Origin of the sequence: Listeria booriae, assembly GCF_000766865.1 — a bacterium.
Classification (GTDB): Bacteria; Bacillota; Bacilli; order Lactobacillales; family Listeriaceae; genus Listeria_A; species Listeria_A booriae.
The window spans coordinates 14,893-40,105 of sequence record NZ_JNFA01000024.1; the positions used below are offsets into that span (position 1 = coordinate 14,893).

General features: G+C 43.0%; 26 protein-coding genes. 18 read left to right on the forward strand and 8 right to left on the reverse strand.

All coding sequences use genetic code 11. The annotated features are described in order from the left end of the window. From EP57_RS09765 to EP57_RS09820, 12 genes are all read left to right on the forward strand, one after another. On the forward strand, window positions 1-1,209 hold the full coding sequence (locus EP57_RS09765; protein ID WP_036086272.1) for a glycosyltransferase: 1,209 nt from the start codon (window positions 1-3) through the stop codon (window positions 1,207-1,209). 3 nt (window positions 1,210-1,212) lie between these two features. Beyond that, window positions 1,213-1,449: a helix-turn-helix domain-containing protein gene (locus EP57_RS09770; protein WP_036086275.1), complete on the forward strand. Its 237-nt coding sequence runs from the start codon at window positions 1,213-1,215 to the stop codon at window positions 1,447-1,449. Between the two features lie 42 nt (window positions 1,450-1,491). Continuing rightward, window positions 1,492-2,439, forward strand: a complete 948-nt coding sequence (locus EP57_RS09775) for an NAD-dependent epimerase/dehydratase family protein (RefSeq protein WP_036086279.1) — start codon at window positions 1,492-1,494, stop codon at window positions 2,437-2,439. Window positions 2,440-2,585: 146 nt separating this feature from the next. Continuing rightward, on the forward strand, window positions 2,586-3,212 hold the full coding sequence (locus EP57_RS09780) for an MBL fold metallo-hydrolase (protein ID WP_036086281.1): 627 nt from the start codon (window positions 2,586-2,588) through the stop codon (window positions 3,210-3,212). 13 nt (window positions 3,213-3,225) lie between these two features. Next, window positions 3,226-3,624: a VOC family protein gene (locus EP57_RS09785; protein WP_036086282.1), complete on the forward strand. Its 399-nt coding sequence runs from the start codon at window positions 3,226-3,228 to the stop codon at window positions 3,622-3,624. Window positions 3,625-3,672: 48 nt separating this feature from the next. Further along, window positions 3,673-4,494, forward strand: a complete 822-nt coding sequence (locus tag EP57_RS09790) for an AraC family transcriptional regulator (protein ID WP_221629990.1) — start codon at window positions 3,673-3,675, stop codon at window positions 4,492-4,494. Between the two features lie 72 nt (window positions 4,495-4,566). Further along, entirely contained in the window at window positions 4,567-5,643 is a 1,077-nt protein-coding gene (locus EP57_RS09795; protein WP_036086284.1) for a Gfo/Idh/MocA family protein, read from the forward strand. Between the two features lie 14 nt (window positions 5,644-5,657). Then, window positions 5,658-6,395: a sugar phosphate isomerase/epimerase family protein gene (locus EP57_RS09800; RefSeq protein WP_036086285.1), complete on the forward strand. Its 738-nt coding sequence runs from the start codon at window positions 5,658-5,660 to the stop codon at window positions 6,393-6,395. Next, window positions 6,395-7,117, forward strand: coding sequence for a ThuA domain-containing protein (locus tag EP57_RS09805; RefSeq protein WP_036086286.1), 723 nt, complete (start codon window positions 6,395-6,397; stop codon window positions 7,115-7,117). Before EP57_RS09800 ends, EP57_RS09805 begins: the two co-directional genes overlap by 1 nt. Before the next feature lies 1 nt (window position 7,118). Continuing rightward, window positions 7,119-8,087, forward strand: a complete 969-nt coding sequence (locus EP57_RS09810) for a sugar phosphate isomerase/epimerase family protein (protein ID WP_036086287.1) — start codon at window positions 7,119-7,121, stop codon at window positions 8,085-8,087. Between the two features lie 10 nt (window positions 8,088-8,097). Then, window positions 8,098-9,153 (forward strand): Gfo/Idh/MocA family protein, encoded by a 1,056-nt coding sequence (locus tag EP57_RS09815; protein WP_036086755.1) that lies wholly within the window; start codon window positions 8,098-8,100, stop codon window positions 9,151-9,153. A gap of 27 nt (window positions 9,154-9,180) precedes the next feature. Next, complete coding sequence (locus EP57_RS09820; protein ID WP_052167634.1) at window positions 9,181-10,176, forward strand: Abi family protein; 996 nt, start codon at window positions 9,181-9,183, stop codon at window positions 10,174-10,176. 181 nt (window positions 10,177-10,357) lie between these two features. On the opposite strand, the gene EP57_RS16665 is transcribed toward EP57_RS09820, so the two are convergent. Genes EP57_RS16665 through EP57_RS09830 form a run of 3 tightly spaced genes read right to left on the reverse strand, consistent with a single transcriptional unit; the run spans window position 10,358 to window position 12,725 of the window. Then, window positions 10,358-10,495: a FeoB-associated Cys-rich membrane protein gene (locus EP57_RS16665; RefSeq protein ID WP_077916830.1), complete on the reverse strand. Its 138-nt coding sequence runs from the start codon at window positions 10,493-10,495 to the stop codon at window positions 10,358-10,360. A 14-nt stretch (window positions 10,496-10,509) separates the two neighbouring features. After that, on the reverse strand, window positions 10,510-12,495 hold the full coding sequence (gene feoB, locus EP57_RS09825) for a ferrous iron transport protein B (protein ID WP_036086288.1): 1,986 nt from the start codon (window positions 12,493-12,495) through the stop codon (window positions 10,510-10,512). Then, complete coding sequence (locus tag EP57_RS09830; RefSeq protein WP_036086289.1) at window positions 12,492-12,725, reverse strand: FeoA family protein; 234 nt, start codon at window positions 12,723-12,725, stop codon at window positions 12,492-12,494. The genes feoB and EP57_RS09830 overlap by 4 nt, the downstream gene beginning before the upstream one ends. A gap of 155 nt (window positions 12,726-12,880) precedes the next feature. Between EP57_RS09830 and EP57_RS09835 the strand changes: the two genes are divergently transcribed. Together EP57_RS09835 and pta are read left to right on the forward strand one after the other, a co-directional pair. Next, the gene (locus EP57_RS09835) at window positions 12,881-13,600 is read left to right on the forward strand and encodes a pseudouridine synthase (protein WP_036086290.1); all 720 of its coding nucleotides are present in this window, start codon (window positions 12,881-12,883) and stop codon (window positions 13,598-13,600) included. 192 nt (window positions 13,601-13,792) lie between these two features. Next, window positions 13,793-14,770 carry a phosphate acetyltransferase gene (gene pta / locus EP57_RS09840; protein ID WP_036086293.1) on the forward strand — a complete coding sequence of 326 codons (978 nt, stop codon included), beginning with the start codon at window positions 13,793-13,795 and terminating at the stop codon, window positions 14,768-14,770. Between the two features lie 63 nt (window positions 14,771-14,833). On the opposite strand, the gene EP57_RS09845 is transcribed toward pta, so the two are convergent. From EP57_RS09845 to pdxS, 3 genes are all read right to left on the reverse strand, one after another. Next, entirely contained in the window at window positions 14,834-15,292 is a 459-nt protein-coding gene (locus tag EP57_RS09845) for a YehR family lipoprotein (RefSeq protein ID WP_036086295.1), read from the reverse strand. 202 nt (window positions 15,293-15,494) lie between these two features. Next, window positions 15,495-16,061: a pyridoxal 5'-phosphate synthase glutaminase subunit PdxT gene (gene pdxT / locus EP57_RS09850; protein WP_036086297.1), complete on the reverse strand. Its 567-nt coding sequence runs from the start codon at window positions 16,059-16,061 to the stop codon at window positions 15,495-15,497. Between the two features lie 2 nt (window positions 16,062-16,063). After that, window positions 16,064-16,951 carry a pyridoxal 5'-phosphate synthase lyase subunit PdxS gene (pdxS, locus tag EP57_RS09855; protein WP_036086300.1) on the reverse strand — a complete coding sequence of 296 codons (888 nt, stop codon included), beginning with the start codon at window positions 16,949-16,951 and terminating at the stop codon, window positions 16,064-16,066. A gap of 921 nt (window positions 16,952-17,872) precedes the next feature. Between pdxS and EP57_RS09860 the strand changes: the two genes are divergently transcribed. Both EP57_RS09860 and msrA read left to right on the forward strand, forming a co-directional pair. After that, window positions 17,873-19,303, forward strand: coding sequence for an aminotransferase-like domain-containing protein (locus EP57_RS09860; protein ID WP_036086302.1), 1,431 nt, complete (start codon window positions 17,873-17,875; stop codon window positions 19,301-19,303). A 1-nt stretch (window position 19,304) separates the two neighbouring features. Further along, window positions 19,305-20,132 (forward strand): peptide-methionine (S)-S-oxide reductase MsrA, encoded by an 828-nt coding sequence (msrA, locus tag EP57_RS17320; protein WP_036086304.1) that lies wholly within the window; start codon window positions 19,305-19,307, stop codon window positions 20,130-20,132. A 48-nt stretch (window positions 20,133-20,180) separates the two neighbouring features. On the opposite strand, the gene EP57_RS09870 is transcribed toward msrA, so the two are convergent. Both EP57_RS09870 and EP57_RS09875 read right to left on the reverse strand, forming a co-directional pair. After that, a complete protein-coding gene (locus EP57_RS09870; protein WP_036086306.1) occupies window positions 20,181-20,522 on the reverse strand; it encodes a YxeA family protein in 342 nt (113 codons plus the stop codon). Window positions 20,523-20,543: 21 nt separating this feature from the next. Further along, window positions 20,544-20,903 carry a YxeA family protein gene (locus EP57_RS09875; RefSeq protein ID WP_036086309.1) on the reverse strand — a complete coding sequence of 120 codons (360 nt, stop codon included), beginning with the start codon at window positions 20,901-20,903 and terminating at the stop codon, window positions 20,544-20,546. 189 nt (window positions 20,904-21,092) lie between these two features. Here EP57_RS09875 and EP57_RS09880 point away from each other — a divergent pair, with 189 nt between their 5' ends. Together EP57_RS09880 and EP57_RS09885 are read left to right on the forward strand one after the other, a co-directional pair. Continuing rightward, complete coding sequence (locus EP57_RS09880) at window positions 21,093-22,433, forward strand: MATE family efflux transporter (protein ID WP_036086311.1); 1,341 nt, start codon at window positions 21,093-21,095, stop codon at window positions 22,431-22,433. 435 nt (window positions 22,434-22,868) lie between these two features. Continuing rightward, window positions 22,869-25,145: a ribonucleoside-diphosphate reductase subunit alpha gene (locus EP57_RS09885; protein ID WP_036086313.1), complete on the forward strand. Its 2,277-nt coding sequence runs from the start codon at window positions 22,869-22,871 to the stop codon at window positions 25,143-25,145. The last annotated feature ends 68 nt before the right edge of the window (window positions 25,146-25,213 follow it).

Genomic DNA, 25,213 nt, shown 5'->3' on the forward strand with positions numbered 1-25,213 from the left:
ATGTGTAAACAAGTTTTGTTTTTTGTAACAGAGTTTCCGACGCTTTCCGAAACATTTATTTTAAACCAAATAACAGGAGCGATTGATTTAGGCCATGAAGTCACGATTTTAGCGCTAAAAAGAGGAAATACAACACAGATGCACGCGGATGTGACGGCTTATCAGTTACTAGACAAAGTAGTATATGTCGATTTACCTGACAATAAACGAAAACGCGTCTTTCAAGGCATTGCTTGCGGCATAAAAGCACCAATCCGTACTGCAAAACTGCTCAATAAGAAAAAGTACGGCGCGATTACAAACTCGCTACAACCCATTTTAGTGGCCCAAAAAGTACCGGCACACGATTTTGATCTCATTATTGCGCATTATGGCAATGTTGGCTTAGTCGCAAGTATTTTACAAGATCAAGGGATATTATCCGGCAAGCTAGTAACGTTTTTCCATGGCTACGATGTGACGCGGACAATCCAGCAAAAAGGAACCACTTTTTACAAGTTTTTATTTAGTTCAGATACAACGCTACTACCAATTAGTGATTTCTGGGCGCAACGATTAATCCAGTTAGGTGCAGACAAAGAAAAGATAAGTGTGCATCACATGGGCATTGATACGCAAGCTTTCCAGATGCAGTCACTAAAAGCGATTCAACCAACGCTACAGTTACTACTCGTAGCACGTTTGACAGAGAAAAAAGGAATTTCGGATGCGATTCATGCCGTCCAGATGTTGCAGAAACACGGGATAGATACCATATTGCACATCGTTGGAGACGGGGAAGATCGCGCGTCTTTAGAAGAAATGGTGAAGCAACAAGGACTTCAAAACCAAGTCCAGTTCCACGGCTTTTTAGATCAAGCGCAGGTGAAAGAACGATTTGGTGCGAGTGATATTTTCATTTTACCGAGCGTGGTTGCACAAGATGGGGATATGGAGGGGATTCCAGTGTCGCTGATGGAAGCAATGGCACAAGGAAAACCTGTGATTTCGACGGTGCATAGCGGTATTCCAGAGTTAGTCACACACGGTGAATCTGGCTTTCTTGTTCCAGAAAGAGACGCGGAGGCACTCGGACGCGCCATTATGGACTATCTAAACTTAACAGAAGACCAAAGAGCGCAGATTGTAACCAATGCCCGCCAAAAAGTAGTCGCAGAATTTGATATTCACCATTTAAATATCGCTTTAATGCAGGACGGGGCGTGGTGAGTCATGCTAAATCTCAATCGAAAAGAGCAGCGCCAACTATTGGACAACTATTTCCTTTCAACCACAGAGGCACTCGCGATTTTACGCATCTCCAAACAAAATTTCTATTCTCTCATTCACCGAGATAAAATTACAAAAATAAAGAAAGATGGCGCTACCCTTTTCTTTAAAGAAGAAATTCTTGCTCGAGCTAACGCCCAAAACCAGTTGCGCCAAAAATATCGACCGTATGATTTTTAACCGATTCCATTTCCCACATTTAAACGAGGAGGCATGCTAGTAATGAACACGATTTTAGTAACAGGCGGAGCGGGCTTTATAGGAAGCCATTTAGTAGAAGCATTAGCCAAAAAAGAGGCGAATAACGTTGTTGTTTTCGATAATTTAAGCACGGGGCATCTTGAGAATATTCCGAATCAGAAAAACGTGCAGTTTGTTAAAGGAAATGTGCATTATGAAACTGATATTGCGAACTTATTTCGCGCGTTTTCGTTTGATTATATTTATCATTTGGCCGCGGTTGCCAGTGTTGCAGAATCAGTTCAGCAGCCATTAGCGACGCACCAAGTGAATATGGAGGCCACAATCTATTTATTAGAAGCAGCTCGCGCCCAAGAAAAAACGGTGCGTAAATTTATTTTTGCATCATCTGCCGCGGTGTATGGCGCAGAACCAACATTGCCAAAAACAGAAGCGTCGGTGATTGATCCTATTACGCCGTACGGGATTGATAAATATGCATCCGAGAAATATGTAACATCTTATGGACATTTATACGGCTTAAATGTCGCAGTCGCGCGGTTTTTTAATGTATATGGCCCCCGCCAGAATCCAGCATCACCGTACTCAGGAGTGTTATCGATTTTAACGGAAGTAGCGCGACAAGTGAAACAAGGGAAAGCTGGGTTATTTCGTGTATTTGGAGACGGAGAACAAGTGCGTGATTTTGTGTTCGTCGAAGATATTGTGCAAGGTCTGATCCTGCTTGGCACGAAAGCTGAAAGCCAGGCCAACGCGTTTAACATCGGTTCTGGCGAGAAGCACTCGCTTCGTGACATTATTTCGGCCTATGAAACTTTGCTAGACACGATGATTCCAGTAGCTTACGATGAAGCACGCGCAGGAGATATTAAATATTCTTACGCCTCCATTGAAAAAATAACACAACTAGGCTACCGACCACAATTTTCGATTATGCAAGGTTTAGAAAAATACATGGCGAACATCTGAGTCGTAAAAGTACGTTTTTCCGCATCATGGAGGCGTACTTTTTAATACATAGCGGTCAATTATGAAGCATTGCAGTGCTCCTCCTTGGTTAATTTTTTCGTTTGCGCTATACTTTAAGAAACAAGAAGAAAAAGGTGGCGTATTCGATGGTGAAAATTAGTGGTTTAGCAACGGGATTGTTGCAGGAGAATTGTTACGTAATTTATGATGAAAAACATTGTCTTATTGTAGATCCAGGAAGTGATGCGGAAAATATTATTGCCCAAGTGGAGGAAACGGGAACAAAGCCCGTCGCGATTTTATTGACGCATTGTCATTATGATCATATCGGAGCGCTAGAGGAAATTCGGGCGCATTATCAGGTGCCGGTTTATGTGAGTCCGCTAGAGCAAGAATGGCTTGGCAATCCTGAATTGAACGGCTCGGTTGGGATGTCGCAGTATAGCAATAAGGAAATTATCTGTGTGCCTGCGGAGAACGAGTTTGAGATTCGTGATTATAATATAGAAGGAATTACGTTTCGCGTGGTGCCAACGCCGGGTCACTCAATTGGTAGTGTAAGCTTTATTTTTGATGATTTTGTAGTGGTTGGGGACGCGTTATTTAAAGGTAGCATTGGTCGTTCGGATTTGTATACGGGGGACTTCGATACGTTGATTGAAAGTATTACGACGCAGTTGCTTGTGCTACCGGATGAGATGCCTGTGTACGCGGGGCACGGAGATGCGACAACGATTGGTCATGAGAAGGCAACGAATCCGTACTTAACGTGAGGAGGAAGCTAGAATGAGAATTAATGTCACGAGTATTTTTGTGGATGATCAAGAGAAGGCGCTGCGATTTTATACGGAGATTTTAGGGTTTAAGAAGCGCTCGGATTTCCCTGTGTCGGACGCGTTTCGCTGGATTACGGTCGTGTCAAAAGAAGAACCGGACGGCGTGGAGTTGTCGCTGGAACCGGATGATAATCCTGCGGTTGGCCCGTTTAAGTCGTCGATTTACGCGCAAGGGATTCCGTTTATGTCTTTTGCGGTGGACGATGTGTACGCGGAACATGAACGCTTGCGGGAGCTTGGCGTTGTTTTTAAGCAAGAACCAATGGCGCACGGTCCTGTCACGGTCGCGATTTTTGATGATACGTGCGGTAATTTGATTCAAATTGCGCATATGAATGAGGCGGCGTGAGGCGTGGGACTTTATTTAGAGTTTCCGGCGCTGGACCGCGATTTTCCGATGCGGAGTTTTACGAATGAGGGCGGAGTCATTGTTTATCCGCATTGGCATAAGGAGATTGAGCTGATTTATGTGACGCAAGGTCGGCTGAATTTGGGCGTGAATGATGTGCCGATTCAGATGGCTGAGGGCGAAATTTATGTGATTAATGGCGGGGATGTGCATTATTTCCTGGCATCGCCGAATAGTGAACGGATTGTGCTGCAGTTTGATTTATCGGTTTTTCAAGAATTTTCATTGACGGAAGTAGAAGGCAAACGATTGCGCGATTTGTTTTTGGAAGTCGTTCCCGCAAGTAATGATTGGGATGCGGATGTGGCGAAACGGGTTGCTGGTCTTTTGCAAGTGATTCATGAAGAGAGTTTCGCGCGCCGTGAGGGCTATCGCTATGTGGTGAAGGCGAAGCTGTATGAAATGCTGGCAGTGCTTGATCGCGAGGTTCCAAAGCAGGTGCGTGATGTGGCAGAAGATATGACGAGCAAATCGCAAGACACGTTGGAGAAATTACAGCAGATTTTTGCGTATGTGGAAGATCATTATCAAGAAACGATTACGCTGCAACAGGTCGCGGATCATGTTGGCTTTAGTTCGTACTATTTTACGAAGCTTTTCAAGCGCAATATGGGGATTACTTTTATGACTTTTGTGAATGATTATCGGTTAAGCAAGGCAAAATGGATATTGTTAAATGAGGAAACCCCGGTGACAGAAGTAGCTGAGCTGGCGGGTTTTAGTAGCGTGAAGACATTTCACCATGCTTTTAAACGGGCAATGGGTGTGTCGCCGCTGAAATATAGGAGGACAATATTCGGGAATAAATAAGCAAGAAATTAGGAAGAAAAACCTCGGTTTGTTTTGTATCATGGAGATAATAAAACAAATGGAGGTTTTCTTATGACTTTAAAAATTGGAATTATTGGTTGTGGCGGTATTGCAAATGGGAAACATATGCCGAGTTTAAAGAGTGTTGCCGAAGCAGAAATGGTAGCATTTTGTGATATTGTAGAAGAACGTGCGGTGAAAGCAAAAGCGGATTTTGGTGATGCTAATGCAAGCGTATACACGGATTATAAAGAGTTGTTGGCGGATAAAACGATTGATGTGATTCATGTTTGTACGCCAAATATTTCGCACGCAGAAATTTCAATTGCCGCGATGGAAGCTGGCAAACATGTGATGTGCGAGAAACCAATGGCGAAATCAACCGAAGAGGCACAGTCAATGATTGACGCTAGTAAGAAAACAGGCAAGAAATTAACGATTGGCTATCAAAACCGTTTCAGAAAAGATTCACAGTTCTTGCAAGAAGTATGCGCTAACAATGAGCTAGGCGAAATTTATTACGCGAAGGCAAAAGCAATCCGTCGTCGTGCCGTGCCAACTTGGGGCGTGTTCTTAGATGAAGAAGCACAAGGCGGCGGTCCACTAATTGACATCGGTACACACGCACTTGATTTAACGTTATGGATGATGGACAATTACAAACCGAAATACGTTGTTGGAAACGCGTATCATAAGTTATCGCAACGTGAAAATGCTGCGAACGCTTGGGGACCTTGGGACCCTTCGAAATTTACAGTAGAGGATTCTGCATTTGGTTTTATCACGATGGAAAATGGCGCAACAATTGTGTTGGAATCAAGCTGGGCGCTTAATACACTGGATGTCGGTGAAGCAATGACGGCGCTTTGCGGGACAGAAGGCGGCGCGGATATGGAGAACGGATTGCGCATCAACGGTGAATCACATAGCCAAATGTATGAAAAACAAATCCAGTTAGAAGCAGGCGGCGTTGATTTTTACGATGGCACTGGTGATGATCCGGCAGAACTTGAGGCACAGCAATGGATTGATAGTATTTTGAACGACACAGACCCTGTTGTAAAACCAGAGCAAGCACTTGTTGTGACGCAAATTTTAGAGGCAATTTACGAATCTTCACAAACCGGAAAACCAGTATTTTTTAATTGAGAGGAGTCTTTAAAATGGCAAAACCGATAGCGCTTCAGTTGTGGAGTGTGCAGGATGCGTGCCAGGAAGATTTCTTCGGGACGCTCGAACAAGTAGCGGAAATGGGCTATGACGGCGTGGAGTTCGCGGGATATTACGGTAAATCAGCGGCAGAACTGAGGGCGAAATTGGCGGAGCTTGGCCTAGCTGTTGCGGGTTCACATATTCCTTACGAAGATTTTCGGGACAAACTGGATGCGGTCATTGCGTTTGAGCAGGAGCTCGGTAATGAATATCTCATTTGTCCGTGGGCAGATTTTGAGACGGAGGCAGAATGGCTAGAATTCGCGAAAACATTGCGTATTATCGCCGAAAAAGTACGTGCCGCGGGACTTCATTTTGTATATCATAATCATGCACATGAATTTGAAAAGCTGGGCAATGATTATATTTTGGACGTGTTGTTGGCTGGTGTGTATGGTTTAGAAGTAGAATTGGATACTTATTGGGTGCATCATGCGGGCGTTGATGTTGTGACGTATATGCAACGTTGGGCAGATCGGATGCCACTGGTGCACTTGAAAGATATGAAACGCGATCCGGTGGAAAGTACGGAAATCGGTAACGGCGTACTCGCTATTAAGCGCTTCGCAGAATTGGCGGAGCAAAGCGGTGTGAAATGGCTTGTAATTGAACAAGAAGCCTTCGATAAAGACCCGCTTGAAAGTGTCAAAATTGGGCTTTTAAATCTAAGAAAGCTGGTGGAAAAGTGATGACAAAAGTAACAGTTTGGAATGAATTTCGTCATGAGAAGGAAAGCGAAGAGGTTGCCGCGATTTACCCAGATGGGATTCACGGTCAAATCGCTAAATTCTTGACGGCATCAGGTCTTGATGTGAAAACAGCGACGCTAGATGAACCAGAACATGGACTCACAGAAGCCGTTTTGGCAGAGACAGATGTCCTTGTTTGGTGGGGTCATATGGCGCACGATGCGGTAGATGATGCCATTGTGAACCGGGTGCATAAACGAATTTTGGAAGGCATGGGTTTGGTTGTTTTGCATTCGGGTCATATGTCTAAAATTTTCATGAAACTGATGGGCACGAGTTGTGATTTGAAGTGGCGTGAAGCGGATGAGAAGGAGCGGCTATGGGTTGTGGCGCCGAATCACCCGATTACAGATGGCATTTCGGAATATATCGAATTGGAAAAAGAAGAAATGTATGGCGAACACTTCGATATTCCAGCTCCAGAAGAATTGATTTTCATTAGCTGGTTTGAAGGTGGGCACGTATTCCGTAGTGGCGCAACGTATAAACGCGGTAACGGCAAGATTTTCTACTTCCAGCCAGGCCACGAAACATACCCAACATACCATAACGAAGCGATTCAAAAAGTCATTACGAACGGTGTCAACTGGTGTGCGCCAACGTCTTGGACATACCCGAAATATGGAAACGCAGAAGCCCTAGAAAAGATCGGAGGAAAATAAGATGAGATTAGGTGTTTTTACCCCATTATTTGCAAATTTAAGTTTGGAAGAAATGTTGGATAAAGTAGCAGCAGCAGGTCTTGGCGCAGTAGAAATTGGAACAGGTGGAAATCCTGGCAACCATCATTGCCCAACTGACGAACTACTTGAAAGTGAAGAAGCACGCTTAGCTTATTTGAAGAAATTTGAAGATCGTGGCTTGATTATTAGTGCGTTTAGTTGCCATGATAATCCGATTTCGCCAGATCCAGAAGAAGCAAAAGCTTCCGATGAAATTTTGCGAAAAACGATTCGATTGGCTTCTATGATGGGTGTTCCAGTCGTTAATACGTTCTCAGGGACAGCGGGTGACAGTGAAGATGCGAAAGCTCCAAACTGGCCAGTAGCGCCTTGGCCGAACGTATATAGCGACATCAAGAAATGGCAATGGGAAGAAAAACTGATTCCATATTGGAAAGAAATTGGTCATTTAGCAGAAGAATACGATGTCAAAATTGGTATCGAGCTTCATGGCGGTTTCTTAGTCCACACGCCACATACATTACTAGCGTTACGTGCGGCGACAAGCCCAGCAATTGGCGCGAATCTTGACCCGAGTCATTTATGGTGGCAAGGAATTGATCCAGTTGGCGCGATTAAAATTCTCGGAAAAGAAGGAGCAATCCACCATTTCCACGCCAAAGACACGTATTTAGATCAAGACAATATTAATCGTTACGGCTTGTTAGACATGCAGCCATATGGCGACGTACAAACACGAGCATGGACTTTCCGCTCTGTCGGATGTGGTCATGATGTGAAAGAATGGTCCGATATGATGAGTGCACTACGCACGTACGGCTATGATTACGTTGTCAGCATTGAGCATGAAGATCCATTAATGACTATCGACGAAGGATTCCAACGCGCCGTGACGAATTTACAAAGTATTTTAATCAAAGATGAACCGCTAGACATTTGGTGGGTCTAGGGAAAGGTTGATAGAAATGAAAAACCTGGTTATTGTTGGTTTTGGCGGTATGGGAACATATCACGTGGAGTTAGTTGGTGCAGCAGAAGGCATTACCGTTACTGGCGTGTATGACATTGCCGAAGCACGGTTACAAGTCGCTAAAGAAAAAGGCTTGCAGACTTATCCGAGTTTTGAAGCCGTTTTGGCCGATGAAGCGGTAGATGCAGTATTGATTGCAACTCCAAACGACAGCCATAAAGACCTCGCGATTCAGGCTCTAGAAGCTGGGAAGAACGTCGTTTGCGAAAAACCGGTCACGATTACGAGCGCAGATTTAGAAGCCATTTTAGCCGTAGCAAAAAAAGAAAACAAGACATTCATGGTACACCAAAACCGTCGTTGGGACAGCGATTTCCTCATTGTCCGTGATATGGTACAAAAAGAAGCGCAAATCGGTAATGTTTTTCACGTCGAGTCCCGCGTCCAAGGCGCAAACGGTATCCCCGGTGATTGGCGTCATTTGAAAGCACAGGGCGGCGGAATGGTACTTGATTGGGGCGTTCACTTGCTGGACCAGCTTTTATTCATGACAGACAGCCGAATCAAGACTGTATCTGCAAACCTCAGTTTCATTCTCGGTGACGAGGTCGATGACGGTTTCACAAGCTTCATCACTTTTGAAAATGGCACAACAGCCTTAATCGAAGTAGGAACGACGAACTATGTGAAACTACCACGCTGGTATGTTAAAGGCACAGAAGGCACCGCGGTCATTCAAGATTGGGATTTAAGCGGCGAAATTATCGCACCAGACCGCACCGTCGCAAAAGTAGAACCAAAACCAATTCAAGCCGGTCAAGGCCTCACCAAAACAATGGCACCACCGTCCGAAGAATCCACAACAAGAAGCCCCATTGTGCAAGTAGCCCCAGACATGGCAGGTTTTTACGATAATTTTGTAGCAGTTCTAAACGGCACAGCAGAACCTATCGTCAAAAACGAAGAAGTTCACCGCGTATTGCGCCTAATTGAGGCCATTTTTGAAGCAGGTGAAGAAGGTAAAGTAGTCTATTTTAACGAATAATAAAAAGGCGCTGGGAATAGCTAAATAATGGCTTATCCCGGCGCTTTAGTGTACAATAATGGTACATCTGGGGGATATATATTATATAGAAAGGCTAGATGTAATATGCATATATCCGTAAAACCCTTGTTGACCTTTGACGAACTAATCGAGAAAATGAAAGACCTCGGCATCCATTTTGACCGAGTAACGGAAACAGAAGCAAAAGATTTTCTTTCTAATTCCAACTATTTCTTCAAAATTGGCGCTTTCCGAAAGAATTTTCATAAAGATTTCGAGGGCAGGTATAACATTGACTTTAGGCAGTTGCAGGAGCTTGCAAGACTCGATATGAAATTAAGGTATTTGCTGCTCCAATATTGTTTGGATATCGAACACTCGATAAAAACCTACCTGTTGCGCCTGATTACAAATGACCCTGATGAAGATGGATACGACATTGTACAGCATATTTTTAGTACACAAAGAAACGCAACTGAATTCAAAAATGCGATATTTAGCAGCGTCCGATTTTATGACAAAGGCAAATTGAAATTTATCGATGGTTTTCAGAAATACTATGAGAAGCCGCCTGTCTGGGTTGTGTTAGAAATTATGACGATGAGTAAATTAAAACCGTTTATTGTCTATTTATCTAATGCCAAGCCTAGGAATACAAAGCTAAAAAAGATGAGGAACGGTATTAGGTATACATCGATGTTGCGAAACGAATGTGCCCATAATCGCCCAATCATCTTCAATTTAAGGAATAACAACCATCATATAAGTAAGCCAATTTATACGAATGCCAAACGAAAAGGGTTTACCAATGAGGAAATCCAAATTTATAAAGTGGCGCAGATTTTTGCGTTAATGGACTTACACGCTTTGGTTTGTGGTGATGGAATGAGAAGGAACAGATATAAGGATTTTGTAGTTTTCAAGCAAGAATTTCAGCATGTGGAGGACTTATTTCAAGATAATAAATACATCTCTCGTTTTCAATCTGCAATCAATCGTCTAGTTGACATCTACCAAATTTAATGCTACAATGGTATCAGATTAAGGGATGAGCGTTTTGCTATCCCGCACCACCTTTCTTATTAGTTAGGTGCTGTAGACGGAGAAGAGGTAGTTTGCTTTTATGCAGGCTATCTTTTTTCTTTGTAATGTGAAAAAAAAGTCTAGAAACAGCGATGAGTTCGTCGCAATTCTAGACTTTTTTTTATTGTTGTGTTTCGTGATCGCAAGACTTTTCTAAGTCACAGCCGCCACACTTGCCTTGTTTACTTTTACGAATGTATTTAACGAGCGCATAGGCCGCATAGCCAAAAATTAGTCCACCAATAATGAAATTTACCAAATCAAGCGCCTCCTTTATATGAATAATGAACCGATTTGATAGACGAGTAAGGTTATTACATATGCTGTCACGAGTGGATAAACGACTGAAAACGCCGTCCACTTAAATGACAGAACTTCTTTTCGAATGGCTGCGACCGTTGCCAAGCACGGAATGTACAGCAAAATAAACAACATAAAACAATAAGCCGAAAGTGGGGTATAATGCGTACTAACGACAGCGGCAAGCGTACTTTCTTTCACTGAATAAATAATCGACATCGTTGAAATAATGACTTCTTTCGCCAAAAATCCCGGAATCAACGTCGCACCAGCTTGCCAAGTCCCAAAGCCGAGTGGTGCCAAAATCGGAGCAATAAAGCCACCAATCATCGCAAGGAAACTCTCACCCATCGGAACATCAATACCTGCAGGACCTGTATAATTAAGTAACCAAATAATCACCGAACCGGCAAAAATAAATGTCCCAGCTTTGCGCAGAAATCCTTTGCCTTTCTCCCATGTGCTACGCCACAAAGTTCGCAATGACGGCGCACGATAAGGCGGAAGCTCAATAACAAAAACCGAATTTTCCTTTTTAAGCAAAGTCACGGATAAAATTTTTGTTACGAGTAGCGCGAGAATAATGCCGATGAGATAGAAAGACAAGACGATAAGCGCCTGATTATGTGGGAAGAAAACACCTGCAAAAAGGGCGTACACCGGCAATCGTGCGGAACAAGACATAAACGGTGTCACAAGAATGGTCAATGTTCGCTCTTTCGACTCTTCAATCGACCGTGCCGCCATAATCCCAGGCACATTACAGCCAAACCCGATAATCATCGGAATAAAAGCCTTCCCATTTAATCCAAAAAACTCCATCACTCGGTCCATTACGACAGCAATCCGCGCCATGTAACCCGAATCTTCCAACAGCGAAATAAAGAAAAATAACACTAAAATCTGCGGAATAAAGACGAGCACACCGCCGACTCCTGCAATAATCCCGTTCACAACTAAATCAATAATAAATTGTGAAGCGCCGATAAAGCTGAGTCCGGCAGTAACCCAATCCGATAACGTGCCGCCGAAGAAACCATCCAACATATCCGAAAGCGGCACGCCAATCCAAGTGAACGTCACCTGAAAAATCAAGTACATCACGCATAAAAATAGCGGAATCCCTAGCCAAGGATGTGTGAAAATGCGATCAAGTTTATCCGAAAGCGGCATATTGTGTTGCTTCGTATATTCCACCGACTGCAAACACAGATCCTCGATAAAAGCCTCCCGAACCGCGTAAAAATGCTGAGATAATGGAACAGCTAATTCTGTGGCCAAACCTTCCCGAATCGCTAACGCCTCATCTAAAATACCATATTGCACTAAATACGGCTGAACGGCCTCATTTCCGCTTAAAAACTGAACGCTAAACCATCGTTTTTGTTTAGCAGGTACAAACGCAATCAATTTAGAAAAAGCAGCAATGGCATCTTCCACATGTGTACCGTAAGGCAAAACAAGCCCGCGCGCTGACGCCACCTGATCTTCTGTAATTGCCGTCAACACATCGTCTGCACCTTTGCCAGTTCTCGCAACAACAGGCAACACTGGAATGCGTAGCTTCCGCGCAATCGCAGGAATATTAATCCGCACACCACGACCAGCGGCCACATCCACCATGTTCAGTCCCATCACAACAGGCGCCCCGTATTCTAATAGCTGAACCGTCAACTGCAAATTCCGCTCAATTTGCGAGGCATCGATAATATTTAAAATCGCATCAAACGACTCTTCCAACAAAAAACGAGTCACAACCGTCTCATCACGAGAAATAGGACTCAAATCATAAATACCCGGCAAATCAATCAATTTCCCAGCATTTTTGCGAAGCGTGCCTAGTTTTTTCTCAACGGTTACACCGCTCCAATTCCCAACGGTTTCATAAGAGCCAGTGAGCGCGTTAAAAAGCGATGTTTTTCCTGTATTCGGATTTCCAAGTAAACAAATCGTTGTCATTGCATTTCTACCTTGATGGCACATGCATCACAGTTTCGGATGCTAATGTACTGCCCTTTCGTTTCAAATGTACAAGGTCCACCAAATAAACCCTTTTGTTTGATACAAACTTCACAACCCGCTTTACAACCAAGCGCTAAAAGCCGTTTTTCAAGCATTGGGTTCGTTACATCTAGCTTGGTGATGGTCGCAAATTCCCCGATGGCCACTTCATTTAGCTGTTTTTCCATGCGTAAAGCCTCCGTTCTTATGTATAATGATTCTCATTCTCATTGTAGCACAAATCTCCCCACCCGAAAAGCAAAATCCTGCAATCCAATTGTCAGAACGCGAATGAACCGTTAGAATAAAGTTATAGAAGAAACGAGGGGAGACGCAAAAAACAATGAGACTCGATAAATTACTAGCCAATAGCGGTTTCGGCAGCCGGACCGAAGTCAAGCAATTATTGAAAACAGGTGCTGTCACAGTAAACGATGTCCGCAAAAAAGAAGCCAAATTCCAAGTAAATGAAAACACAGATCGCATCGAAGTTCACGGCGAATCCGTACACTACGAAGAATTTATATACCTCATGTTGAATAAACCGCCAGGCGTTGTCAGTGCCACAGAAGATAATTGGGACGAGACGGTCATTGATTTATTAGAACCTCAAGATCGTGCGAAAAAAGTTTTCCCAGTAGGGCGTTTGGATAAAGATACAGAAGGCCTGCTGCTCATTACAAATGACGGCGTGTTGGCGCATGATTTATTATCTCCGAAGAAACACGTGGACAAGACATATTTTGCGGAAATCGAAGGGATAGTCACAAACGAAGACATCGCAATTTTTCAAGAAGGTGTGACGATTTCGGATAATTACACGTGCAAACCCGCAACATTAGTTATTTTAAAAGCAGAAAATGGCGCATCAGAAATTGAAATCACGATTCAAGAAGGGAAGTTTCACCAAGTTAAGCGGATGTTTGAAGCCGTGGATAAGAAGGTAATTTATTTGAAACGGCTAAAAATGGGACCGATTATGCTGGATGAGGCGCTTGAACTAGGCGAGTATCGCGCGTTAGAAGATGAGGAACTAGACCAGCTGATGAATGCAGAACGATAAACTGTACTATTATTTTTTATTATTTCTGTATTACTGTTTTAGTGGAGCGCTACAAAGCTATCGTCTTACTTGTACTAATACAAAATGAGAATTTTTAAAACTGTTATAACTGATTTGAAATACTATTCAAGTACAGATTTTCGTAGTAGAATGTAAGTAGTATATTATTATCCATTGGAGGAAAAAGAAACTATGAGTGATTTATTTACAACGTTAAAAGCGCAAGTAACTGGGAAGAATTTACGAATCGTATTACCAGAAGGCGAAGATGCGCGTATTGTTGGTGCGGCGGCAGAACTTTTGAAAGACGGTATTGTAACACCGATTTTATTGGGGGATAAAGAAGCGATTGCGGCAACTGCGAAAGAATTGCAAGTATCATTGGACGGAATCGCAATTCACGAACCAGCGACAGATCCTCTTTTTGACGAATTGGTAGCGGCTTTTGTAGAACGTCGTAAAGGAAAAGCAACGGAAGAAGATGCTCGTAAGATTCTTGTAGATCCGAACTATTTCGGTACGATGTTGGTTTACACTGGAAAAGCAGACGGACTTGTAAGTGGCGCGGCGCATTCAACAGCAGACACAGTTCGCCCAGCATTACAAATTATCAAAACAAAACCAGGTATTTCTAAAGTAGCAGGCGCCATGATTATGGTTCGCGATGATGAGAAATATGTTTTCAGTGATGTTGCGATTAATATTGCACCTGAAGCACAAGACTTGGCGGAAAATGCGATTGTCAGCGCTCAAACAGCTTCTGTATTTGGCATTGATCCTCGCGTAGCAATGCTTAGCTTCTCAACAAAAGGTTCCGCAAAATCAGCAGAAACAGAAAAAGTAGCGGAAGCAACAGCACTTGCAAAAGAAAAAGCACCAGATTTAGTATTAGACGGCGAGTTCCAATTTGACGCAGCGTTTGTTCCTTCTGTAGCAGCAAGCAAAGCACCAGATTCCGTACTAAAAGGAGACGCAAATGTTTTCATTTTCCCAAGTTTAGAAGCAGGGAACATTGGCTACAAAATTGCACAACGCTTAGGTAACTTTGAGGCAGTTGGCCCGATTTTACAAGGTTTGAATGCACCTGTGAATGACCTTTCACGCGGATGTAACACGAAAGATGTGTATAATTTAACGTTAATTACTGCAGCTCAAGCAGTAGCAGAATAAGTGAAAATAAAGAAGCTGTGCCCGTGTGCGATTCGATTCGCGAGGGCCCAGCTTTTTTTGTATTTATTTCTTCTCTGTAAAACCTTGTTTTTCAAGTACTTCCTGAGATTTCTTCATACTGATTCCTTTTTTCGTATTGCCACTTATAAGCATACCTGGAATCTTCGCTAATTTGTCTAGGTCAGCATTTTCATAGTCCACTTCGACGCTTTCTACAACATTATCATCATTGTATGTCAGGCTTTCTTTTAGGCCTTTGACTCCTTGATATTTATCAGATAACGCTTTTAATGATTTTTCAGCATCTTCTTTTGTTGAAACGCCAAGTGTTTTATAAGGGATGACGTTTTTCGTTGTTTGTTTTGTCACTTTGTCGCCTTTGTACGTGTAGGTCAACTCCATCTTCATGCCGTTTTGTTCGCTTGTAAATGTTTTTGATTCTTCTTTACTACCGCATCCTACTAATCCTACAGCTAAAATTAGCAATAATAGTAGTGACACTCCCTTTTTCAGTAAGTTCATAATTGTACTCCTTTTTTGCTTTATAGTTCTAACTGCTTTAATGATAGCGAAAAAAAGGAGTCAGCGCAATAGTGAAATTGTGTACATATTTTAAATGAATTATATAAAAAACGCACTGTTTAATCCTAAAATCCTCTACTTCCTATCTTGACATTCTCGAAAAAAAGAGACTGGCATTATGACATACCAATCTCTTACTTATTTATAATCTGTCAATAAATAATTCAAGCAAGCGCGTGTCCCCAGTTAATTCAGGATGAAAAGCTGTGACAAGCGTTTTTCCTTGTCTTGCCGCGACACATTTATCATCAATACTTGCTAAAATTTCGACTTGTTCACCGGTAGCAGAAATATACGGAGCCCGAATAAACACTGCTGAAAAAGCCGGACCTTCTATACCTTTTACCTCAATCATGGCCTCAAAACTGTCTTTTTGTCTCCCAAAACCGTTTCGAACGACTGTCGTATCAATCAATTGAAGCGTCTCATCTTGACTGCCATCGATAGCACGAGCCGTTAAAACTAAGCCAGCACATGTTCCAAAAACACCTTTTCCAGATTTTGCGAAGGTTTGTAATGTTTCAAAGAGATCATATTTTTTCATTAGCCGACGCATTGTTGTGCTTTCTCCGCCGGGTATAATCAACCCATCAAGCTGTTCTAATTGATCAGGATGCTTTACCGCAACACCAGTAGCACCAACGCTTTCAATGGCTTTTAAATGCTCCGAAACCGCGCCTTGTAACGCTAAAACACCAATAGTTTTCATGCTTACCAGCCTCGGTCTTGCATACGATCTTCAGGATTCAGGCGTGAAATTTCGATGCCTTTCATTGGAGCACCGAGTTCTTTAGACAGTTTTCCGATGAGTTCGTAGTCTGTGTAGTACGTCGTTGCTTGCACGATGGCATTCGCGAATTTTGCCGGATTGTCCGATTTGAAAATCCCAGAACCGACGAACACGCCGTCCGCGCCAAGTTCCATCATTAACGCCGCATCTGCAGGAGTAGCCACACCACCAGCCGCAAAATTAACAACTGGCAATTTGCCAAGCGCTTTAATTTCTTTTAAAAGTTCGTATGGCGCGCCTAGATTTTTGGCTTCCGTCATCAGTTCATCATCGCTCATCGCGCTTACTTTGCGGATTTGGCTGTTGACTTGACGCATATGACGAACCGCCTCAACGATATTTCCCGTCCCAGGTTCTCCTTTTGTACGAAGCATCGAAGCACCTTCACCGATCCTGCGAAGCGCTTCACCTAAATCACGACAACCACATACGAATGGTACAGTAAAATCACTTTTTAGCAAATGAAATTCATCATCAGCAGGCGTTAAAACTTCACTTTCATCGATATAATCGACGCCCATTGCTTCTAGCACACGAGCTTCCGTGATGTGCCCGATACGCGCTTTAGCCATAACCGGAATAGAAACGGCGTTCATGACTTCCTCGACAATACCCGGATCAGCCATCCGAGCAACCCCGCCAGCCGCCCGAATATCAGAAGGCACCCGTTCCAAAGCCATTACAGCAACAGCCCCAGCTTCCTCCGCAATTTTCGCCTGTTCCGCATTGATAACGTCCATAATCACGCCACCCTTTTGCATTTGCGCCATCCCACGTTTAACGACCTCACTACCAACTTGTTTTTCCATTTAAGATTCCTCCTTCATATGTAAAACTTCTGCTTTGGCATTCTGTAAATTCTATGTTAAGCTATAACCACTTTTTAAGAAACGTCCAATTGGAGGGAGAAAAGGTGGTCCAATTATGAAAAGCTGAAACAGCCCGTTTAGCCCTGAAAGAGCTTGGAGCAGGCGCAGTAAAAATCCTCTCTTGATTTTTGCGGAGGCTGTGAAAGCTCCGAAGGGCTGGCTGTTGAAGCTGGATCGCGAGACAAGAATGAGAGACCGTAGACATTGAATACCTTAAAAACATGATTACCAGACACAGAAAGACCACCAACCCGAGAACAAGTAACTAAACCAAAAAAATTCTGGCACCAGACCAATTTAAGTAGGGGAGTATTCTTCCAAAAGGTCCAAACATTGTTTTGCGTCATAAGAACCGCTGAAGGATTACATTTTCGCTTCGCTCTAATGCATATTGAGGTTCTAATTCAGCAAACGACGCTTCATAAGAACCTCAACAAAACACAGAAAGACCACCAACCCCAGAACAAGTAACCAAACCAAAAAAAATTTGGCATCAAACCAATTTAAGCAGGGGAGCATTCTTCCAAAAGGTCCAAACATTGTTTTGCGTCATAAGAACCGCTGAAGGATTACATTTTCGCTTCGCTCTAATGCATATTGAGGTTCTAATTCAGCAAACGACGCTTCATAAGAATCTCAACAAAACATAGAAAACCACCACCCCCAGAACAAGTAACCAAACCAAAAAAATTTGGCATCAAACCAATTTAAGCAGGCGAGCATTCTTCCAAAAGATACAAACATTGTTTCGCGTCGTAAGAACCACGGAAGGATTACATTTTCGCTTCGCTCTAATGCATATTGAAGCTCTAACTCAGCAAAGTACGCTTCGTAAGAGCTTCAACAAAGGAGGCAAAACCCATGTGGCAAATCCCAAAAACCACCCAATACCCAATCTACCAGCAAATCATCGCCCTCATCGAAACCCACATCCAAGACGGCAATCTACTTCCCGGCGATAAACTCCCCCCAGAACGCGAGCTCGCAGCAACACTCCAAGTCAATCGCTCCACACTCGTCCGTGCACTCGACGAACTCAGCGCTCGCGGCATCGTCACCCGAAAACAGGGCAGTGGTACCAGAATCAGCGAAGACAAATGGGGCGTCTTCACAGGCCGCAAAACCAACTGGCGTCATTACGTCTCACAAGGCGCATTCCTACAAGCTACGCCATATCTCGACAAAATCAAACGCCTCCAAACCGAAGCACCCCAAGACATTATCGACCTAGCATCCGGCGAACTGCCCGTAGACCTCATCCCCAAAATCTCAACACCAGCACTATCTTGGCAAAGCTTCCTATCCGAAGAAAGCTCAGAAGACATCGCAGGCTACAAACCATTACGCTCCACTATCCAAAAAATGCTAGCAGACAACTATGACATCCCAACAAATCTAGATCAAATTTTCATCACATCAGGCGCCCAACAAGCCTTATTTTTAATTACCCAATGCTTACTAAAAAGCGGAGACGCCATTGCCATTGAAGCCCCGTCGTACTTTTACGCATTATCCCTTTTTCAATCGGCAGGACTGCGCATATACGCATTACCAATGGATGACGCCGGCGTGAAACTACCAGAACTCGAACAACTCTACCGAAAACACCGCATCAAAATGGTATTCGTAAACCCAACGTTCCAAAACCCAACCAGCCTAACGATGCAAACGAAAAGAAGACACGATTTCGTCGCGCTATGTTCCAAAATGCAAGTGCCCATCGTAGAAGACGACCCATATAGCCTTCTTCATTTCGACGAAGAACAAGAACAGCCCGAATCACTCAAAAAAATCGACCCAGATAACGTATTATACATCGGCTCCCTATCAAAACTGATGGGCTCAACGACCCGAATCGGCTGGCTTGTAGGACCAGTAGCCGTTGTAAAAAGACTAGCCGAAGCAAGACAGGAAATGGATTTTGGGCTAAGCATTTTCCCACAAGTGCTCGCTAATCACGTGCTCAACGACATTGCTTTTACTTCTCACATTGCGAACTTACGCGAAACATTGGCCAAACGGCGCGACGCACTAATCGCCACCTTACCAAAAGAAGTAACCTATACAATTCCCGCAGGCGGTTTCCATCTCTGGTGCCAACTCCCAAATGAAAAATGGGAAATGCGCGACTTCGATATTTTCTTACAACATAAACTCCTAGTCATGCCAGCGTTCCTATTCGGCGTCCACGAAAGCGCCATCCGTCTCACTTTTGCACGACTAAACGAACAAGACGCACCAAAAGTCGGCGAAATCCTGCAAGATATCTTCACCAAGAAAGGACGGTCCTAAAATGAAGCAAAACCAAGAAGAAGTCCTGAGAGACCTTTATAATCTCATTCTCCATCCAGGCACCCGAGACTGGGAACGTTCCTTAATGCAAACTGCAAAAACGCAAATCGAAAGCGGCGCGAATGTCGACAACCAAATCGCAAAACTAGAGGCAGAATTGCGCCCCCTTGCGCTAAGAAATAACCTAACTCCCGACGTCACCGATTTTTATTTAAAAATTACCGATAATGCCACCGCTGAAAACACATTTGATACGTCCAAACATTACCAAGAAGATGCGCCATATCAAGCACGCGCGATATTTGCTGGGGGCTGTTTTTGGTGTATGGTGGAGCCGTTTGAGACAAAAGAAGGAATCATCTCCGTTTTATCGGGATACACTGGTGGTCATGTGGACAATCCAACGTATGAACAAGTGCTTGGTGGCTATACGGGGCATGTAGAAGCCGTTGAAATTATTTTCGATACTAGGATTTGGAGTTACAAGGCGCTAGTCGAACTATATTGGCAACTGACAGACCCAACGGATAGCGATGGCCAAATGGCTGATCGGGGTAGTAATTATCGACCGGTTATTTTCGTGATGGATGAAGAACAACGTGAAATCGCCGAGCGTGAGAAACAAGAACTAGCCGAATCCGGTAAATACAAGCGCCCCATTGTGACGGCAATCGAACCAGCCACGACCTTTTGGCCAGCAGAGAACTTCCACCAACAATTTTACCGAAAAAATCCGAAGCGGTATAAAAAAATTCAGCGCACTCGCCAGCAGTTTTTAGCATTCCAGCGTTTGCAAACAAGAATTCGAGGCTGGAAAAAGCGTTCTTGAATAAAAAAAGAAGCCATGCACTAACACAGCTTCCTACTAGTTATTCTCTTATTTCTCCGCATAATACTGAATCGTTGATGGCAGTTCTTTCACTTGTTTATAATTAGAAACAAGCTGATTATTCGCTACGTGAATCTTGAACTTTTTATTCTTAGCTAATTTATTGGCGGAGTAGAACGTACGTGTTTCTGAACTGCCGTCTTTTTTGTAGCATTTCAATGTATATTTATAACCTGAAAATTGGTTTTTTTGGACTTTTTCCCCGTTTGTGTTGACATTAACGAAATAGGCTTTAGCTGCGGCGTCTGAAGGTAGTGCGTATTCACAAATAACGCATATTGCAACAAGTAATCCAGCTAGTGTAAGCAACAATCCTTTTTTGTTTTTCATTTTCCTCAACCTCTCTATCTTTTAGTTTAATTGCTCAGCGGCTTTTTTCGGAATGTCCGCTTTTTTTACTTCTTCATATGAGGTAACGCCTTTATCTTCTTTCCAGAAAACTTCTAAATACGCGTCTTTTCGTAAATTCTTCTGTGCAATAAATTCCATGTCTTTTTCTTTACCGTCTTTGTTGTAACCTGGGAGATTGTAGTTGTAGTCGGTATAAGCACTGCCATCGCTTGCATGTCCGCTTGTTATTTTAGGATCTTGGGTTATTTTCACGTAATATGTATCTGCGCCTAGTCGGTTGAAATTTATAAAACGTATAGCCAGCATTGCGCCGCCAATAATTACGATAATAACAATGAGTGAAATAAATAATTTTTTTATAAGTTGTCAGCTCCTTAACTTGATACTCTTATTATAACGTGGCTTGCGACGGGGTTCCCGCTTCCTAACTAACAAAACAGGGGAGGAACCTTACAATTTTGCAATGTTCGCTGTCATGTTGCATTTTTTCTATAAATATGGTTAAATGGTATAGTTGACTAATTAACGTTAGGTTAGGAAGTGAGAGAAATGAAAGAAATCGATCAAAGAATGGAAACAGATTCAGTTGGAAAGGTGTTTTTACGCTATTTAATTCCTTCGTTAGTCGGGATGTTGCTCATGTCGGTGAACATTGTGACGGATGGGATTTTTGTTGGACATAGACTCGGTGGGGTGGCGCTTGCTGGGATTAATATTGCTGTGCCGGTATTTTCGATTTTCACGGCGATCTCGCTTTGGATTGGGATTGGCGGAGCCACGCAGTATTCGTTCGCGCTAGGTGAGAAGAACATTCCTGAGGCGCAACGCATCTTCACTCGTTCTATTATTATGGTGTTTTTAATTACAATTACATTAGCAGGTATCGCGTTTATTTTCCGGGTGCCGCTTGCCAACGTGCTTGGTGCGAATCCGGAAACATTGCCTTACGTGATGGATTATATGACGATATTATTAATGTTCGGCTTTGCTTTTACAGTGGAAAATATTTTGAGTATTTTCGTGCGTAATGACGGGGATCCGAACTTGGCGATGATTGCCCTGATTGTAACGGCAGTCGTGAATGTCATTTTGAACTATTATTTCCTATTTGTTTTGGATTGGGGCGTTAGCGGTTCAGCAGGAGCAACAATTATGGCTGTGACTGTTGGTATCGGCGTACTTTCCATCCATTTCTTCAAAAAGAGCAGTCGCCTAAAATTCGTGAAATTCCGCTTTACGAAAAAATCAGTCGCAAAAACGTTTTCTATCGGGATGCCGAGTTTCCTATCTGAATTAGGATTATCCGTCTTCACAATGGGTTACAATATCGCGATTGCCGCTGTTGCCGGAACTGCTGGTGTCGCGGCGTTCTCGGTCTTAAACTATACACATAGCGTGATTCTGATGCTATTTTTAGGGATGAGTTCGGCAATTCAACCCCTTATTAGCTATTATCGCGGAGCAAAAAGACAAGATCGCGAGCAAGCAACTATCCGTTTAGCGATTAAAACAGCGATTGGAACGGGGCTAGGATTCTTCATCATCGGCCTCTTCGGCGCGAACCATATCGTTCGGATGTTCGGCGATTTCAGTCCAGAGATTGTCAATCTAGCGACAATGGCTGTCCGTATTTTCTTTGCTGGTTACATTTTCATGGGCTTCAACTTCGTGATGATGACTTATTTCCAAACGAGCAATCGCGTTGGTATGGCGATTTGGATTACAGTGGCCCGCGAAATGTTATTTATGGTCGCTTTCCTCATTATATTGCCACCGTTCTTCGGAGCAGAGGGTGTTTGGGCCTCCATTCCACTCTCAGAAGCAGTAGTCGCAGCGTCTATCGTCATTTATGCACGCCGCAAACACATTTTCACAAAAGGAATTCAGTAAAAAACACCGCTTAGTCAAAAATTTCAGTCTTGGCTAAGCGGTTTTTTATGGAGTTTGTGAATTAAAAAAATCAGGAAAAAACTTGACACCAAATGTTGTGTTAGCCCATCCTGATATCACAACTTATAGTGAATTCATGTAGGTCTATTCACAAGGAAATCTCCCAAAAAAATAAAAATTTTAATAGAAAAACCTTGCTGTCAAACGCTTTTAAGGAATTGCTAAAAAATTCCCTAAGCACTATATCTTGCATTCACATTCAAAAAGAGATACTATATATAGTATCGAAAGCCGTTAAAACACGATTTGCTATTTTAACTTTTACAAAGGATCAGACTTTTGCAAAAGTTAATTTTTTTGTTCCGAATGGGCTGGTTCGATAGATGAGTGAAGCTGAGTATAACTTGGAATATATGGAAGAAATGGGGATAACAAATGACAACTTACATAGTGAAAGACGGAGGGAATCGCAAACTACCTTTCGACAAAGAACGACTAAACCGATATCTAGATACGATTCATGCAGAATTTCCAGCTTTAGAGATGGAAGACTACAAACGCAAGATTTTCACATTTATTGAGAAGAAAGAAGATTATGCGGCGGATGAATTAGTAGATTACTTGATTCGTGAAGCAGAAGCGCGTACAGATATTCATTTACCAGCGTGGGAATTGTTTGCAGCACGTCTTTATTTGAACAAGTTATATAAGAAAGCGAGTAAGAATCGTTTCTATAATGATGATGATAAATATGGTTCGTATGTTGGCTTACAAGAAAGCCTTGGCGAACGCGGTATTTACTCAGGAAGCATTTTAAAGAATTATTCAAAAGATGAACTTATCAAAGCCGGTGAAATGATTGAACCAGAAAGAGATAAGCTGTTCACATATAATGGTTTGTATTTGTTAGCAACACGTTATTTAGCAACAGATCAGGCGCGAAACGTCTATGAGTTGCCACAAGAACGTTGGTTGACGATTGCGCTTTATTTAATGCAAGATGAGCCGAAAGAAAAACGGATGGACTTAGTGCGCGAGGCTTATTGGGCATTGAGTAATCTTTATATGACGGTTGCCACTCCGACATTAGCAAACGCTGGTAAAGTTGGCGGTCAATTATCCAGTTGTTTCATTGATACAGTAGATGATAGTTTGCAAGGTATTTATGATAGCAATACTGATGTAGCACGTGTAAGTAAACATGGTGGCGGCGTTGGTGCTTACCTTGGTTACGTTCGTTCCTCAGGCGCGGCAATTCGCGGTGTACGTGGCGCAAGTGGCGGCGTTGTTCCGTGGATTAAACAATTAAACAATACGGCAGTTAGTGTCGATCAGTTAGGCCAACGTAAAGGTGCCATTGCGGTTTACCTAGACGTTTTCCATAAAGATATTGAAGCATTCCTTGATCTTCGCTTAAACAACGGTGACCAACGTCTGCGTGCCCATGACGTGTTTACAGCGGTTTGTATGCCTGACCTATTCATGGAAACAGTAGAACGCCGCGGCGACTGGTACTTATTTGACCCACATGAAGTCAAAGAGAAGAAAGGCTGGTACCTACAAGACTTCTACGACGAGCAAAAAGGTGACGGTTCTTTCCGTGAGAAATACGAAGAACTAGTAGCGGACGAAACAGTTAGCAAAAAAATTGTCAAAGCTATCGATATTATGAAACGCATCATGGTGAGTCAATTAGAAACAGGAAATCCATTCATGTTCTATCGCGATGAAGTTAATCGTATGAACCCGAATAAACATGCCGGCATGGTTTACTCAAGTAATCTATGTACCGAAATCATGCAAAACATGAGCCCGACACGCATGATTCAAGAAATGATTAGTGGCGACCAAATCGTCATTACGAAACAAGCTGGAGACTTCGTTGTATGTAACTTATCTTCCGTGAACTTAGGTCGTGCAGTGCTTGCAGAAGACCCAGAAACATTGGAACGCCTGATTGCCATTGAAGTTCGCATGTTAGACAATGTTATCGACTTGAACGAACTACCAGTACCACAAGCAACGATTACAAATAAGAAATACCGCTCTATCGGTTTAGGTACTTTTGGATGGCATCATCTATTAGCCCTTAAAAATATTGCTTGGGACAGCGAAGAAGCAGAAACATTCGCCGATGAGTTATATGAGCAAATCAACTTCCTAACTATTAAAGCAAGTGCCGCATTAGCTAAAGAAAAAGGCGCGTATTCCGTATTTAAAGGCAGTGACTGGAATACAGGCGAATATTTCGAACGTCGCGACTACACATCGGAAGCATGGCAAGAACTTGCAGCTGACGTCGCACAAAACGGTATTCGTAACGCCTATCTTGTAGCAGTAGCACCGAACATGAGTACAGCTCAAATCGCAGGCTCAACGGCTTCTATCGATCCAATTTTCAGCCCGTTTTATTATGAAGAGAAGAAAGATTACCGCCGTCCCGTGATTGCGCCGGACTTATCGCTTAAAACATATCCGTACTACGGAAAAGGCGCGTACCAAGTCGATCAATTCGCAAGTGTACGTCAAAACGGTCGCCGTCAACGTCACGTCGATCAATCATTAAGCTTTAACTTCTACGTGCCAAGTGGTATCAAAGCAAGCAAATTGCTAGAACTTCACTTACAAGCATGGAAAGAGGGCTTGAAAACAACATATTACGTCCGCTCTAACGATATTGATGTAGAAGAGTGCGAATGGTGTTCAAGCTGATAAACGAATAGCAACAGCGAGCAAAGCGTCTGTCTTTGCTCGTGCTTTACATATGGATATACCTATGA